Source organism: Streptomyces sp. SID8374, from assembly GCF_009865135.1.
GTDB lineage: Bacteria > Actinomycetota > Actinomycetes > Streptomycetales > Streptomycetaceae > Streptomyces.
This window is the reverse complement of sequence record NZ_WWGH01000001.1, coordinates 1597869-1611625: the sequence shown is the minus strand read 5'-3', so window position 1 is coordinate 1611625 and position 13757 is coordinate 1597869. Positions and strand designations below refer to the sequence as shown.

Genomic DNA, 13757 nt, shown 5'->3' with positions numbered 1-13757 from the left:
CCGCTCAGGCGCGGTAGATCGACTCCACCTCGTCCGCGAAGTCCTTCGCCACCACGTTCCGCTTCAGCTTCAGCGACGGTGTGATGTGGCCCGCCTCCTCGGTGAACTGGGCGGGCAGGATCCGGAACTTGCGTACGGACTCGGCCTTGGAGACCGCCGCGTTGCCGTCGTCCACCGCCCGCTGCACCTCGGCCAGCAGCTCCGCGTCCTCGCGCAGCGACAGGGCCGTCGAACCGGTCGGCTTGCCGTGCTCCTCGGCCCAGCGGCTCAGGAACTCCTCGTCCAACGTGACCAGCGCGCCGACGAACGGGCGGCCGTCGCCGACCACCATGCACTCGGCGACCAGGGCGTGGGCGCGGATGCGGTCCTCGATCACCGCCGGGGCGACGTTCTTGCCGCCCGCCGTGACGATGATCTCCTTCTTGCGGCCGGTGATCGCGAGGTAGCCGTCCTCGTCGAGGGTGCCGATGTCGCCCGTGTGGAACCAGCCGTCGGCCAGCGCCTCGGCGGAGGCCGACTCGTTCTTCCAGTACCCGGTGAACAGGTGCTCGCCGTGGAGCAGCACCTCACCGTCGTCCGCGATCCGGACCACCGAGCCGGGCAGCGGCTGGCCGACCGTGCCGATCTTCTGCCGGTCCCACGGGTTGAACGCGGTTGCCGCACAGGTCTCGGTCAGGCCGTAGCCCTCCAGGACCGTGAAGCCGATGCCCCGGTAGAAGTGGCCGAGCCGCTCGCCCAGCGGAGCACCGCCGGAGATCGCGAACTCGCCCTTGCCGCCCAGGACCGCGCGCAGCTTGCCGAAGACCAGCTTGTCGAAGAGCTTGTGCTTGAGCTTCAGCCCCAGCGAGGGGCCCTGCGGGGTGGACAGCGCCCGGCTGTAGGCGATCGCCGTGTCGGCGGCCCGGTCGAAGATCTTGCCCTTGCCGTCCGCCTGCGCCTTGGCGCGGGCCGCGTTGTAGACCTTCTCGAAGACCCGGGGGACACCCAGGATCAGCGTCGGCCGGAACGAGGCCAGCTCGTCGGTGAGGTTCTTGATGTCGGGGACGCAGCCGAGCTTGATCGGGGCCATCACCGAGGCCACCTCGACCAGCCGGCCGAAGACGTGCGCGGCGGGCAGGAACAGCAGCACCGAGCACTCGCCCGTACGGAACAGCGGCTTCAGCCGCTCCACCACGTTGCCGCACTCCGCGAAGAAGCTGCGGTGGGTGAGCACACAGCCCTTGGGGCGGCCCGTGGTGCCGGAGGTGTAGACGATGGTCGCCGGGTCGTCCGCCTTGGCGCTGACCATGCGCATGTCCATGGTCTCGTCGGAGACCTCGGCACCCGCCTCGCCCAGCGCCTCGACCGCGCCCGCGTCGATCTGCCACACGTGCTCCAGCTCCGGCAGCGTGTCCCGCACCGAGGCCACCGAGGCCGCGTGCGCGTCGCTCTCCACGAGCACCGCCACCGCACCGGAGTCACCCAGGATCCACTGGACCTGCTCGGCGGAGCTGGTCTCGTACACCGGCACGGTCACCGCGCCCGCGCTCCAGATCGCGAAGTCCAGCAGCACCCACTCGAAGCGGGTGCGCGACATCAGGGCGACCCGGTCGCCGGGCTGCACGCCCGAGGCGATCAGACCTTTGGCGGCGGCTCTCACCTCGGCCAGGAACTGGGTGGCGCTGACATCGGTCCAGGCACCGGCCACCTTGCGGCTCATCACCGCGACTTCGGGATGCTGAGCGGCGTTGCGGCGGATGAGATCCGTCAGATTGCCGTCCGTCGGGACCTCGTACAGGGCCGGAAGGCTGAACTCGCGCAAGACTGCTGCTCCTCATCGGGCTCCGGTGCCACGGCTCTGTGTGACGCACCGGCTGCGGTCCAAGAATGGCGGGTGCTCAGTGGAGGTGAGCACGACTGGACTGCCCGGACGTTACCCACCGGTACCAGGTTCCCGATAGGGGGTTCCGGCCAGATGTCTTATGCATCACACATATAAATGGCCCTTACCGCGCACAGTAGTCCACCGGCGCGACGACTCGGAAGTAACCGCAGGTCCGGCCGGTCTACCCCGGCGCGGGCGGGCGCTTTAGGGTGATCCGCATGCGAGGCAGCGAAGCGGACGGGCCGACGGCGGGCGCACGGCGCTCCACCCGGATCCACGTGGTCAGCGATGTGCACGGCAACACCGAGGCCCTGGCCCGTGCCGGGGACGGCGCCGACGCCCTCATCTGCCTCGGTGACCTGGTGCTCTTCCTCGACTACGCCGACCACTCGCGCGGCATCTTCCCCGATCTGTTCGGCAAGGAGAACGCCACCCGCATCGTCGCGCTGCGCACCGCCCGCCGCTACGAGGAGGCCCGCGCCTTCGGCCGTGAGCTGTGGGCGGGCCGCGACCGCAACACCGAGATCATCGGCGCGGTACGCAAGCAGTACGCCGAACTCTTCGCCGCCTTCCCCACCCCGACGTACGCCACCTACGGCAACGTCGACGTCCCCCGCCTGTGGCCCGAGTACGCCCACCCCGGCACCACCGTGCTGGACGGGGAGCGGGTCGAGATCGGCGGCCGGGTCTTCGGGTTCGTCGGCGGCGGCCTCAAGACCCCGATGAACACCCCGTACGAGATCAGCGACGAGGAGTACGCCGCCAAGGTCGAGGCGCTCGGCCCGGTCGACGTGCTCTGCTCGCACATCCCGCCCGAGGTCCCCGAGCTGACGTACGACACCGTCGCCCGCCGCTTCGAACGCGGCTCCACCGCCCTGCTGGAGGCCATCCGCACCACCCGCCCCCGGTACGCGCTTTTCGGCCATGTTCACCAGCCGTTGGTCCGCCGGATGCGCATAGGCGACACCGAGTGCGTCAACGTCGGCCACTTCGCCTCCACCGGGACGCCCTGGGCGCTGACCTGGTGACCGGAAGCCCCCGGGCCGTGGACGGGAGCGCGGCGGGCACGCGATAGCCTGCACAGCGGCAGGCTTCTGCCGAACGCGACCGGTTACACCGCACTGGAGGGCCACGGCGATGGCTGAACACACCAGCTCGAGCATCACGATCGAGGCGGCACCGGCCGACGTCATGGCGGTGATCGCCGACTTCGCCCGCTACCCGGAGTGGACCGGCGAGGTCAAGGAGGCCGAGGTGCTGGCCGTGAACGACCAGGGCCGCGCCGAGCAGGTCCGCCTCGTCCTGGACGCCGGAGCCATCAAGGACGACCACGTCCTGAAGTACACCTGGCTCGGCGACAAGGAAGTCAGCTGGACCCTCGTCAAGTCCCAGATGCTGCGCTCCCTGGACGGCACCTACGCCCTCGCGTCGATGGCCGGCGGGGTGCGCACCGAGGTCACCTACAAGCTCGCCGTCGACGTCAAGATCCCGCTCCTGGGCATGATCAAGCGCAAGGCCGAGAAGGTCATCATCGACCGCGCGCTGGCCGGCCTGAAGAAGCGCGTCGAATCCATCCCGCAGGGCTGAGAGCGATGCGTACGGTCCTGGTCACCGGCCCCGGCGGCGCAGGCCGTACCACCCTCGCCGCGGCGAGTGCCCTGACCGCCGCCGCGCACGGCCGCCGCACCCTCCTGGTCTCCGCCGAGCCCATACCCGGCTTCCCCGAGGGCCCGGAACCCACCGAGGTCACCGACCGCCTCGATCACGCCCGGATCGACTCCGGCGCCCACTTCCGCGCCGAACTCACCGAACTCCAGCAGCGCGCGTCCGGCGTCCTGGACCTGGTCGGCGCCGGGCGCCTGGACGGCGAGGAGCTGACCGAACTCCCCGGCTCCCCGCAGCTCGCCCTCCTGCACACCCTGCACCGCGCCGCCGCCGGCGACTGGTCCACCGGCGGCTACGACACCCTCGTCGTCGACCTCCCGCCGCTTGACCAAGCCCTCGCCCTGCTGGCCCTGCCCGAGCAGCTCCGCCGCTATCTGCGCCGCCTGCTCCCCGCCGAACGCCAGGCCGCCCGCGCCCTGCGCCCCGTCCTCGCCCAGCTCGCCGGGGTCCCGATGCCCGCGCAGTGGCTGTACGAGGCCGCCGCCCGCAAGGATGCCGAGCTGGCCGCCGTACAAGCCCTGCTGGAAGACAGCTCCACCACCCTGCGCCTGGTCGCCGAGCCCGGGCCCGCCGCCGAGGACGCCCTGCGCACCGCCCGCACCGGCCTCGCCCTCTACGGGCTCCGCGCCGACCTGCTGGTGGCCAACCGGGTGCTGCCGCGCCACTCCTCCGACCCCTGGTTCGCCGATCTCGCCGCCGGGCAGGAGAAGTGCCTGGGCCACTGGCACGAGGAGTGGGCCCCTGGTGTCCCGGTCCACGAGGCCGCCCACCTCGGCCGCGACCCCCGGTCCGCCGACGACCTGGCCGCGCTCGCCGTCCCCGCGCCGGACGAGCGTGAGTCCGGCCGCGCCGACGACCCCTGGTGGATCGAGGAGGAGCCGGGCGAGGAGGGCCGCCCGTCCGTGCTGGCCTGGTGCCTGCCGCTGCCCGGCGCGGCCAAGGAGGACCTGCGCCTGGTCCGGCGGGGCGAGGAACTGCTCCTGACCGTGGGCCCGTTCCACCGGATCGTCCGGGTCGCCTCGGCCCTGCGCCGCTGCACCGTCTCCGGCGCGGCCCTGACCGACGGCGTCCTGCGGGTCCGCTTCACCCCGGACCCGGCGCTCTGGCCGCGCACTTCCTGACCCCGTACGTCCCGGTTCCTGAACGGGCCGCAGCCATTCGGGTAACGTCGGTAGTACGAGTCACGAGCCCCGCCGGCCGCCCGTCGGCGGCCGGCACCCGCGTCGCAGGAGTCCGCCATGAGTGAAGCCACCGATCGTCCCGTCGACGGCGACGCGTGGGCCGACGCCTGCGCCGAGGACCTCGCGGCGGAGAAGGCCCGCCGCCGCGCCGAGTACGGACCGCAGCCCGGCTCAGCCGCCGAGGAGCTGCGCAAGCTCGTCGACGCGGTCGCCGACAAGGTCTCCTCGCTCCAGTCGCCGCTGCTCGGCGTCGCCGCCCAGGGCGCGGTCCAGCAGGCCATCCGCCAGGCGAAGTCCGTCGTGGAGCCGGTCATCGAGCGCAACCCGCAGGTCTTCGACCACCTCGCCGCCGCGGGCAGCGAGCTGCTGGCCGCCTACCGCTCGGCGGTGGAGGGCCAGGAGAGCCGCTGGACCCGCACGGCCGCCGACCGCGCCGAGGCCGCTCCCACGGAGAAGGCCGCCGACGACCCGTCCGACCCCCGTGACGAAGGCCGCGGCGAAGGCCCCTCCGGCACCGAACGCATCGACCTGGACTGACCGGACGCACCCCCCGGCACCCCGCCCCACATCGGCCGGGACCGACCGGTCCCGGCCAGGCCGGGCGCTGCCTCGGGTACGGTTGCCCCTAGCGGGGCTCGACCGAAACTGAGGGATTCATGGGACTCACCATCGGCGTCGATATCGGCGGCACGAAGATCGCGGCTGGAGTGGTCGACGAAGAGGGCCGGATCCTCTCGACGTTCAAGGTGGCGACGCCCCCGACGGCCGAAGGCATCGTCGACGCGATCTGCGCGGCGGTGGCCGGGGCGAGCGAGGGCCACGAGGTGGAGGCCGTCGGCATCGGCGCCGCCGGTTACGTCGACGACAAGCGCGCCACCGTGCTGTTCGCGCCCAACATCAACTGGCGCCACGAACCGCTCAAGGACAAGGTCGAACAGCGCGTCGGCCTGCCCGTCGTCGTCGAGAACGACGCCAACGCGGCCGCCTGGGGCGAGTACCGCTTCGGCGCCGGCCAGGGCCACGACGACGTCATCTGCATCACGCTCGGCACCGGCCTCGGCGGCGGCATCATCATCGGCAACAAGCTGCGCCGCGGACGCTTCGGCGTGGCCGCCGAGTTCGGCCACATCCGGGTCGTCCCGGACGGTCTGCTCTGCGGCTGCGGCAGCCAGGGCTGCTGGGAGCAGTACGCCTCCGGCCGCGCGCTCGTGCGGTACGCCAAGCAGCGCGCCAACGCCACCCCCGAGAACGCCGCCATACTGCTGGGCCTCGGCGACGGCACGGTGGACGGCATCGAGGGCAAGCACATCAGCGAGGCCGCCCGCCAGGGCGACCCGGTGGCCATCGACTCGTTCCGTGAGCTGGCCCGCTGGGCCGGCGCCGGACTGGCCGACCTCGCCTCGCTGTTCGACCCGTCCGCGTTCATCGTCGGCGGCGGCGTCTCGGACGAGGGCGAGCTGGTCCTCGACCCGATCCGCAAGTCGTTCCGGCGCTGGCTGATCGGCGGCGAGTGGCGCCCGCACGCCCAGGTGCTCGCCGCCCAACTCGGCGGCAAGGCAGGGCTCGTGGGGGCGGCCGACCTGGCCCGCCAGGGCTAGGGGGCGCCCGGCGGCTCATGACCGGGGTCACGGCGCCTGGCACGGCACCTCGCGGCGTTGCCGAAACGCCCGAATCGCTCCGCGACGAGGACGCTCCGGCGCCTTGCGACGCACCGCACCGGACGCCGCGCCCTGTCCGGCCCTGATCCACCGGACACCCCCAGCCCGACCCCGTACGACGCACAAGGCGCCCGTCGCCGCCCTCCGGGGCAGCGGCGGGCGTCCGCCGTATCGTGGCCCGCATGGTCCTGACGCCCCTGCCCGACTCCCGTACAGAGCCGGACGGTTCAGCCGTGATCCGGGTGCTGAGCTACAACGTCCGCTCCCTGCACGACGACACCGAGGCCCTGGCCCGGGTCATCCGCGCCTGCGCCCCCGACCTCGTCCTCGTCCAGGAGGCGCCGCGCTTCTTCCGCTGGCGCAAGGCGGCCGCCAGGCTGGCCAGGAGCAGCGGACTCGTGGTCCTCGGCGGAGGTGCCACCGCCGCCGGACCGCTGCTGCTCTGTTCGCTGCGGGCGGCCGTCGAGAGCACCGAGGACGTCCTGCTGCCGCTCACCCCGGGCCTGCACCGCAGGGGCTTCGCCACCGCCGTCGTACGGATCGGCGGGGTCCGGCTCGGTGTGCTGAGCTGCCATCTGAGCCTCCAGCGCGACGAACGCCTCGCCCAGGCCGGCCTGCTCCTTGAGCAACTGGCCTCCATGGGCGTCCAGCACGCCGTGGCGGGCGGCGACCTCAACGACGTACCCACCGGGAAGGCCTTCCAGCACCTGGCCGGTCACCTCCAGGACTGCCGGGCCGTCGCCCCCTGGGGCGGCGAGCTCACCTTCACCCCCGACGACCCCCGTAAACGCATCGACGCGGTCTTCGCGACGCCGGGCATCGAGGTGCTGGGCTGCGGGGTCCCGGACGGGCTTCCCGGGGTGAGCGGGGAAGACCTGAGGGCGGCCACGGACCATCTGCCGGTCCTGGCCGCCCTCGGAGTCCCCGCCGGGTGATGCGTCACACGACCGCGCCGCGCCCCGGGTCGCCGTAGGTGTCGTCATCGTCGTCGTGCGGCATCCGGGCCACCAGGGTGACGAAGCCGCCCAGGAAGCCGCCGACGCAGATCGTGGTGAGCCACCACGTCATGTGCCACTGGAGCAGCACCGCCAGCAGCATCAGGACCGGCCCGCCGATCACCGCGAGCCAGGCGAACTTCGCCGTGGTGTCGGCCTCCGGCAGCGGCGGCGGCTCCGGGGGCACGAAGTGGCCCTCCTCGCCGTCGTCCGGCACGTCGATGCCGTCGTCCTTGGACTCGGGCAGCTCGTAGTCGCGGGGACCGGCCACACCGGGCGCGAAGACCACGGAGCTGCCGAGCGGCTTCTTCTCCGGCGGCTTCGGGGGCGTCTTGCCCGACCCCTTGTCCGCCGGGTCACCGGCCCGGCCGCTGTCCGGCCCCACCACGTTGCGCTGGTCGTCCTCCAGCAGGGCGAGGTCCTCGACCGACTTGAACGGCTTGGCGCCCGGCGGGTCCGGCGGCTCCTCCCCGTACCCCGCGACGATCGCGGCCCAGGCCGCGTCCTCGTCGATCGCCCGCTCCTCGTCGGCCCTCTTCTCGGGCCCCGTGCCCTCCGCTCCCTCCGCGCCTTCCGGAACGGCGGCCTTCGCCGCCTCCGGGACGGCCGCGCTCTCCGTGGGGCGCGGTTCGCGCTCCTCGTCGCTGCCTGTGCGTTCCGCGTCGTGCTCAGCCACCGGACGTGCTCCCCTTCATCCCGACGTTCGGTGCGAGACGGCCGATGAACCGGTAGCTCTCATCGAAGATCCGCTCCGCATCATGGTCCAACGTCGCCACGTGGTAGCTCTGTTCCAACAGGATCTCCGTGACGTCCGTGGAGGAGATCCGGCTCAGGATCCGCACGCTGTCCGCGGGCGGTACGACATGGTCCTGCGGGCTGTGCAGCAGCACCACCGGCTGGGTCACCTGGGGCAGCTCTCCGTCAACCAGCTTGAAGAACTTCCGCACCGAGTGGGCGGCGTGCAGCGGCACCTTGTCGTAGCCCACCTCGTGCGAGCCGGGGAGCGCGATGTCGTCGGCCAGCCCCTTCGTCGTACGCACCAGGTGGCGAGCGATCGGCAGCGCGTACGCCGAGAGGCCGTGCACCTTGTTGGCCGGGTTGACCAGCACCAGACCGCTGACCGCGTCCCCGTGCCTGGCCGCCAGCCGCAGGGACAGCGCACCGCCCATGGAGAGGCCGAAGACGAAGACCCGCTCGCACTTCTCGCGCAGCACCCGCAGCTCGCGGTCCACCTCCGCGTACCAGTCCTGCCAGCCGGTGACCGCCATGTCCTCCCAGCGGGTGCCGTGGCCCGGCAGCAGCGGCAGGGAGACGGTGAGCCCGCGCTCGGCGAGGAAGTCGGCCCAGGGGCGCAGGGACTGCGGCGAGCCGGTGAAGCCATGACAGAGGAGGACGCCGACCTCTCCGCCCTCGTGGCGGAACGGCTCGGCTCCAGGGAGGACCGGCACCGGGGTCTCCTGTTCGTGAGGTGGGGCGGGGGCGGGGCGCACCGGGGGGAGTGCTTGACGGATGACTTCACCGTACGCGACCGGACCGACACCGACCAGGGCCGTCACGGACCCCGCGTACGCCCCGGGATACGGACCCCGCGTACGCCCCGGGATAAGGTCTGAGCCACAGCACACAGGAGGCAGAGCAGTTGATCTACGGCGCAATGAAGTTCTCCATCGGCGGCTCCTTGAAGCTCGCCTTCCGGCCGTGGGTGGAGGGCCTGGAGAACATCCCCGAGCGGGGGCCGGCGATCCTCGCGAGCAACCATCTCTCCTTCTCCGACTCGTTCTTCCTCCCCGCCGTCCTGGACCGCAAGGTCACGTTCATCGCCAAGGCCGAGTACTTCACGGCCCCCGGGGTGAAGGGCAAGCTCACCGCCGCCTTCTTCAAGGGCGTCGGCCAGCTCCCCGTGGACCGTTCCGGAGCCCGTGGCGCCGGTGAGGCAGCCATCAAGGCGGGCATCCAGGTCGTCGAGAGCGGCGGCCTCTTCGGCATCTACCCCGAGGGCACCCGCTCGCCCGACGGCCGCCTCTACCGCGGCAAGCCCGGCGGCCTGGCCCGCGTCGCGCTGGCCACCGGCGCCCCCGTCATCCCGGTCGCGATGATCGACACCGAGAAGATCCAGCCGCCCGGCCAGGTGATGCCCAAGCTGATGCGCCCCGGTATCAAGATCGGCAAGCCGCTGGACTTCAGCCGCTACCAGGGCATGGACGGCGACCGCTTCATCCTGCGCTCGGTGACCGACGAGGTCATGTACGAGATCATGAAGCTCTCCGGCCAGGAGTACGTGGACATCTACGCCACCGCCGCCAAGCGCCAGATTGCCGACGAGGCGAAGGCCAAGGCGGAGGAGGCCAAGCGGGAGCGGAAGCAGGCACAGGCGGCGGCCGACGAGAACGGAACGGAACGGTCCGGCGCGTAGGAGCGTCATGGACCGTCGGGGGGTGGGGCCAGATGGCCAAGCGTGAGCGGGTCGTACGGATGTCGGTCGAGCAGCCGCTGTGGCGTGCGCTGACGGGCTACCGCGTACTGACGATGGTCTACGCGGTGCTGCTCGCGGTCTTCGGGAAGGACCACCTCGGCCGGGAGAGGTTCGAGCGGCCCTGGGTGGCCTTCGCCTACCTCGCGTTCCTCGCCGTGTGGACGCTCGCCACCCTGCCCAAGGTCCGCTCGGCGGCGAGCTGCACCAAACGCTTCCTCGGCGCCGACCTCGTCGTCGCGCTGACCGGGATCATGCTCACCCCGGTCGCCGACATCCACTCCCAGACCTTCGACGGCCCGACGCTCCCCTCGATCTGGACGGCCGGAGCGGTCCTCGCCTTCGCGATCAAGGGCGGCTGGCGGTGGGCGGCCTTCGCCTCCACCTTCGTCGCCATCGCCAACATCATCCAGCGCGGCGACCCCAGCCGGGACACCTTCCACAACGTCCTGCTGGTCTGGGTCGCCTCCATCGCCATCGGGTACGTCGTCGAGGTCGCCCGCGCCAGTGAACGCACCCTGGCCCGCGCCCTGGAGATCGAGGCGGCGACCCGGGAACGCGAGCGGCTGGCCCGCGACATCCACGACAGCGTCCTCCAGGTCCTGGCCATGGTGCAGCGCCGGGGCACCGCGATCGGCGGCGAGGCGGCCGAGCTGGGCCGGATGGCCGGGGAGCAGGAGGTCGCCCTGCGGACCCTGGTCTCCAGCGGCCTGGTCCCGCCCACCCGGGTCTCCGAGGACGCCGCCGAGGGCGCGGTCGTCCGCACGGTCGACGTGGACGAGGAGAGCCCGGACGGCGGGGCCACCTGCGACCTGCGCGCCCTGCTCACCCCGTACGCCGGCTCCCGCACCAGCCTCGCGGAGCCCGGCGCCCCCGTGGTCCTCCCGGCGGAGGCCGCCCGCGAGCTGGCCGCCGCCGTCAGCGCCGCCCTGGACAATGTGCGGGTGCACGCCGGGGCGGAGGCCCAGGCGTGGATCCTGGTCGAGGACGAGCCCGGCGAGGTCATCGTCACCGTCCGGGACGACGGCCCCGGCATCCCGGAGGGCCGTCTCGCCCAGGCGGAGGGGGAGGGGCGGATGGGGGTCGCGCTCTCCATCCGCGGCCGGCTGCGCGATCTCGGCGGTACGGCCGAGGTGATCTCGGTGCCGGGGCAGGGCACCGAGGTCGAGTTGAAGGTTCCGAAAGCACAGGTTTCCCGGGGGAAGGCAGGATCGGCCCGATGAGCACGCAGAACGCACCGCAGGACGCACCGAAGCAGGACGGTACGGAGGCCGCGGACCGGCCGATCAAGGTCATGGTGGTCGACGACCACCCCATGTGGCGCGACGCCGTCGCCCGCGACCTCGCCGAGTCCGGCTTCGACGTCGTCGCGACCGCCGGGGACGGCCCGCAGGCGGTCCGCCGGGCCAAGGCCGCCAACCCCGACGTCCTGGTCCTCGACCTGAACCTGCCCGGTATGCCCGGCGTCCAGGTCTGCAAGGAGCTGGTCCCCTCCCACCCCGGCCTGCGCGTCCTGGTCCTCTCCGCCAGCGGCGAGCACGCCGACGTCCTGGAGGCGGTCAAGTCCGGTGCCACCGGCTATCTGCTGAAGTCCGCCTCCACCCAGGAGCTGACCGACGCCGTCCGCTCCACCGCCGACGGCGACCCGGTCTTCACCCCGGGCCTCGCGGGCCTGGTCCTCGGCGAGTACCGCAGGCTCGCCTCCGACCCCGTACCCGCCGCGTCGAACGAGCCCAAGGCCCCGCAGCTCACCGACCGGGAGACCGAGGTGCTGCGCCTGGTCGCCAAGGGGCTCTCGTACAAGCAGATCGCCGAACGCCTGGTCATCTCGCACCGCACCGTCCAGAACCATGTGCAGAACACCCTGGGCAAGCTCCAGCTGCACAACCGGGTGGAGCTCGTGCGGTACGCGATCGAACGCGGCCTCGACGACGTCTGATCCGGCCCCGGGGCCGGATCAGTGGCCGGGACCTGTGGCCGGGAGGGCAGGGCCGTCCGGCCCCTGCGCGCCCGGGGGCGGAGCCGTATATTCGCGCTATGGAGATCCTGGCGTTCGGCGTGCAGTCAGATGAGAAGCCCCTGATCGAGAAGGCCTTCGCGGGGCTGCACGACGTCCGCTGCCTGGACGTCTTCCTGAACCGGGACACCGCCCCCATCGCCGCCGGGTACGAGATCATCTCCACCAGCGTCAACGCCGACCTCGACGCCAAGGTCCTCCAGACCCTGGCCACCGGCGGCACGCAGATGATCGCCCAGCGCTCCACCGGCTTCAACAACATCGACCTGGACGTGGCCGAGCGGCTCGCCCTGCGCGTCGCCCGGGTCTCGTACTACTCGCCGTACTCGGTCGCCGAATTCGCCTGGACCCTGGCCATGGCGGTCAACCGGCGCGTCATCCGGGCCGCGGGCCGCACCCGCGACTTCGACTTCCGCCTCGACGGGCTGCTCGGCCGCGACATGCACGGGCGGACCGTCGGTGTGGTCGGCACCGGCAAGATCGGCGAGGCGTTCACCCGGATCGCCCACGGCTTCGGGATGAAGCTGCTCGGCTGGGACGTCGTGGAGAACCCGGCCTGCCTGGAGCTGGGCATGGAGTACGTGGAAAAGGAGCGGCTCTTCGCCGAGGCCGACCTCATCAGCCTCCACGTCCCGCTGCTCCCCGCCACCCAGCACATCATCAACGAGGCCGCCCTGAAGTCGATGAAGGACGACGCGATCCTCGTCAACTCCAGCCGCGGCGGCCTCATCGACACCGCCGCCCTGGTCACCGAGTTGCGCGCGGGCCGCTTCCTCGGCGTCGGACTCGACGTGTACGAGGCGGAGGCCGGGCTCTTCTTCCTGGACAAGTCACTGGAGGGCGTCGACGACGACACCCTGGCCCGGCTCGTCACCTTCCCCAACGTGATCGTCACCTCGCACCAGGCGTACTACACCGAGGACGCGGTGGGCCAGATCATCGACGCGACGGTACGGAACGTCACCGACTACCTGGCCGGACGGCACAGCGAGAACGTCCTGGTCCCGCCGCCGCCCACGCGCTAGGCAGTGTCTTCAAATGATCATCGCTGGTGGATCATGGTGTCGTGATACGTCGCCATGAACTGTCCGATGCTGAGTGGGAGTTCGTCCGGCCGTTGCTGCCCGTGTCGTTGCGGGGGCGGAAGCGGCTGGACGACCGCAGGGTCCTGAACGGGATCGTGTGGAAGTTCCGGACCGGGACGGCCTGGCGGGACGTGCCCGAGCGCTATGGTCCGTGGGCCACGCTGCATACCCGTTTCCGCAGGTGGGCGGCGGACGGAACGTTCGACCGAATGCTGCGGGCCGCCCAGGCGGAAGCGGACGCGGCGGGCGACATCGAGTGGCTGGTGTCGGTCGATTCCACGATCGTCCGGGCCCACCAGCATGGGGCGGGGGCTCGAAAAGGGGGCTCCGCGACCCGGCCCTCGGGCGGTCCAGGGGCGGCCTGACCAGCAAGATTCATCTTGCCTGTGACGGCAGAGGCCGTCCGCTCGGCTTCGTCGTCACGGGCGGCAACACCAACGACTGCACCCGGTTCACCGCCGTGATGGAAGCGATCCGGGTGCCCCGGATCGGACCGGGGCGACCCCGCACCCGGCCCGATCACGTCCTGGGCGACAAGGGCTACAGCTCGAAAGCGATCCGCGCCTGGCTTCGCCGCCGCGGCATCCCTCACACGATTCCCGAGCGTGCCGACCAGGTCGGCAACCGGGCCAGGCGGGGCAGTCGCGGTGGCCGCCCGCCGGCCTTCGACCGCGAGGCCTACAAGCACCGCAACGTCGTGGAACGGTGCTTCAACCGCCTGAAGCAGTGGCGCGGCATCGCCACCCGCTACGACAAAACCGCCCAGTCCTACGAAGCGGCCGTCACGCTCGCGTCACTCCTGATGTGGGCGTGACATTTGAC

14 protein-coding genes are annotated in these 13757 nt (G+C 71.8%); 11 read left to right on the top strand and 3 right to left on the bottom strand.

Features of this window, described 5'->3' with window-relative positions; all coding sequences use genetic code 11:
* Positions 1–4 precede the first annotated feature (4 nt).
* Entirely contained in the window at positions 5–1801 is a 1797-nt protein-coding gene (locus GTY67_RS07245; RefSeq protein WP_161278137.1) for an AMP-dependent synthetase/ligase, read from the bottom strand.
* A gap of 281 nt (positions 1802–2082) precedes the next feature.
* On the opposite strand from GTY67_RS07245, the gene GTY67_RS07240 reads away from it, so the two are divergent.
* The 6 genes from GTY67_RS07240 (at position 2083) to GTY67_RS07215 (ending at position 7303) form a co-directional block, all read left to right on the top strand.
* Positions 2083–2892, top strand: a complete 810-nt coding sequence (locus tag GTY67_RS07240; protein WP_093692984.1) for a metallophosphoesterase — start codon at positions 2083–2085, stop codon at positions 2890–2892.
* A 109-nt stretch (positions 2893–3001) separates the two neighbouring features.
* Positions 3002–3451, top strand: coding sequence for an SRPBCC family protein (locus GTY67_RS07235; protein ID WP_093692983.1), 450 nt, complete (start codon positions 3002–3004; stop codon positions 3449–3451).
* 5 nt (positions 3452–3456) lie between these two features.
* Positions 3457–4650, top strand: a complete 1194-nt coding sequence (locus GTY67_RS07230) for an ArsA family ATPase (protein WP_161278136.1) — start codon at positions 3457–3459, stop codon at positions 4648–4650.
* Between the two features lie 117 nt (positions 4651–4767).
* Positions 4768–5247, top strand: coding sequence for a DUF5304 domain-containing protein (locus GTY67_RS07225; RefSeq protein WP_161278135.1), 480 nt, complete (start codon positions 4768–4770; stop codon positions 5245–5247).
* Positions 5248–5366: 119 nt separating this feature from the next.
* Complete coding sequence (locus GTY67_RS07220; RefSeq protein ID WP_076967476.1) at positions 5367–6308, top strand: ROK family glucokinase; 942 nt, start codon at positions 5367–5369, stop codon at positions 6306–6308.
* Positions 6309–6550: 242 nt separating this feature from the next.
* On the top strand, positions 6551–7303 hold the full coding sequence (locus tag GTY67_RS07215; protein ID WP_161278134.1) for an endonuclease/exonuclease/phosphatase family protein: 753 nt from the start codon (positions 6551–6553) through the stop codon (positions 7301–7303).
* A 4-nt stretch (positions 7304–7307) separates the two neighbouring features.
* Here GTY67_RS07215 and GTY67_RS07210 read toward each other — a convergent pair whose 3' ends face one another.
* Together GTY67_RS07210 and GTY67_RS07205 are read right to left on the bottom strand one after the other, a co-directional pair.
* Positions 7308–8039, bottom strand: a complete 732-nt coding sequence (locus GTY67_RS07210) for a hypothetical protein (protein ID WP_161278133.1) — start codon at positions 8037–8039, stop codon at positions 7308–7310.
* Positions 8032–8811, bottom strand: coding sequence for an alpha/beta fold hydrolase (locus tag GTY67_RS07205; RefSeq protein ID WP_161278132.1), 780 nt, complete (start codon positions 8809–8811; stop codon positions 8032–8034). Before GTY67_RS07205 ends, GTY67_RS07210 begins: the two co-directional genes overlap by 8 nt.
* Positions 8812–9017: 206 nt before the next feature.
* Here GTY67_RS07205 and GTY67_RS07200 point away from each other — a divergent pair, with 206 nt between their 5' ends.
* From GTY67_RS07200 to GTY67_RS07180, 5 genes are all read left to right on the top strand, one after another.
* A complete protein-coding gene (locus GTY67_RS07200; protein WP_176727561.1) occupies positions 9018–9776 on the top strand; it encodes a lysophospholipid acyltransferase family protein in 759 nt (252 codons plus the stop codon).
* Between the two features lie 32 nt (positions 9777–9808).
* Positions 9809–11056, top strand: a complete 1248-nt coding sequence (locus GTY67_RS07195) for a DUF5931 domain-containing protein (protein ID WP_093692976.1) — start codon at positions 9809–9811, stop codon at positions 11054–11056.
* On the top strand, positions 11053–11772 hold the full coding sequence (locus tag GTY67_RS07190; protein ID WP_202461349.1) for a response regulator transcription factor: 720 nt from the start codon (positions 11053–11055) through the stop codon (positions 11770–11772). The genes GTY67_RS07195 and GTY67_RS07190 overlap by 4 nt, the downstream gene beginning before the upstream one ends.
* Positions 11773–11870: 98 nt before the next feature.
* Positions 11871–12875 carry a 2-hydroxyacid dehydrogenase gene (locus tag GTY67_RS07185; protein ID WP_093692975.1) on the top strand — a complete coding sequence of 335 codons (1005 nt, stop codon included), beginning with the start codon at positions 11871–11873 and terminating at the stop codon, positions 12873–12875.
* Positions 12876–12919: 44 nt separating this feature from the next.
* Positions 12920–13749 (top strand): IS5 family transposase gene (locus tag GTY67_RS07180; RefSeq protein ID WP_343238740.1). Its coding sequence is split into 2 segments (ribosomal slippage): positions 12920–13259 and positions 13259–13749, totalling 831 coding nucleotides; the frame shifts between segments, so codons are not numbered across the junction.
* Positions 13750–13757: the final 8 nt, after the last annotated feature.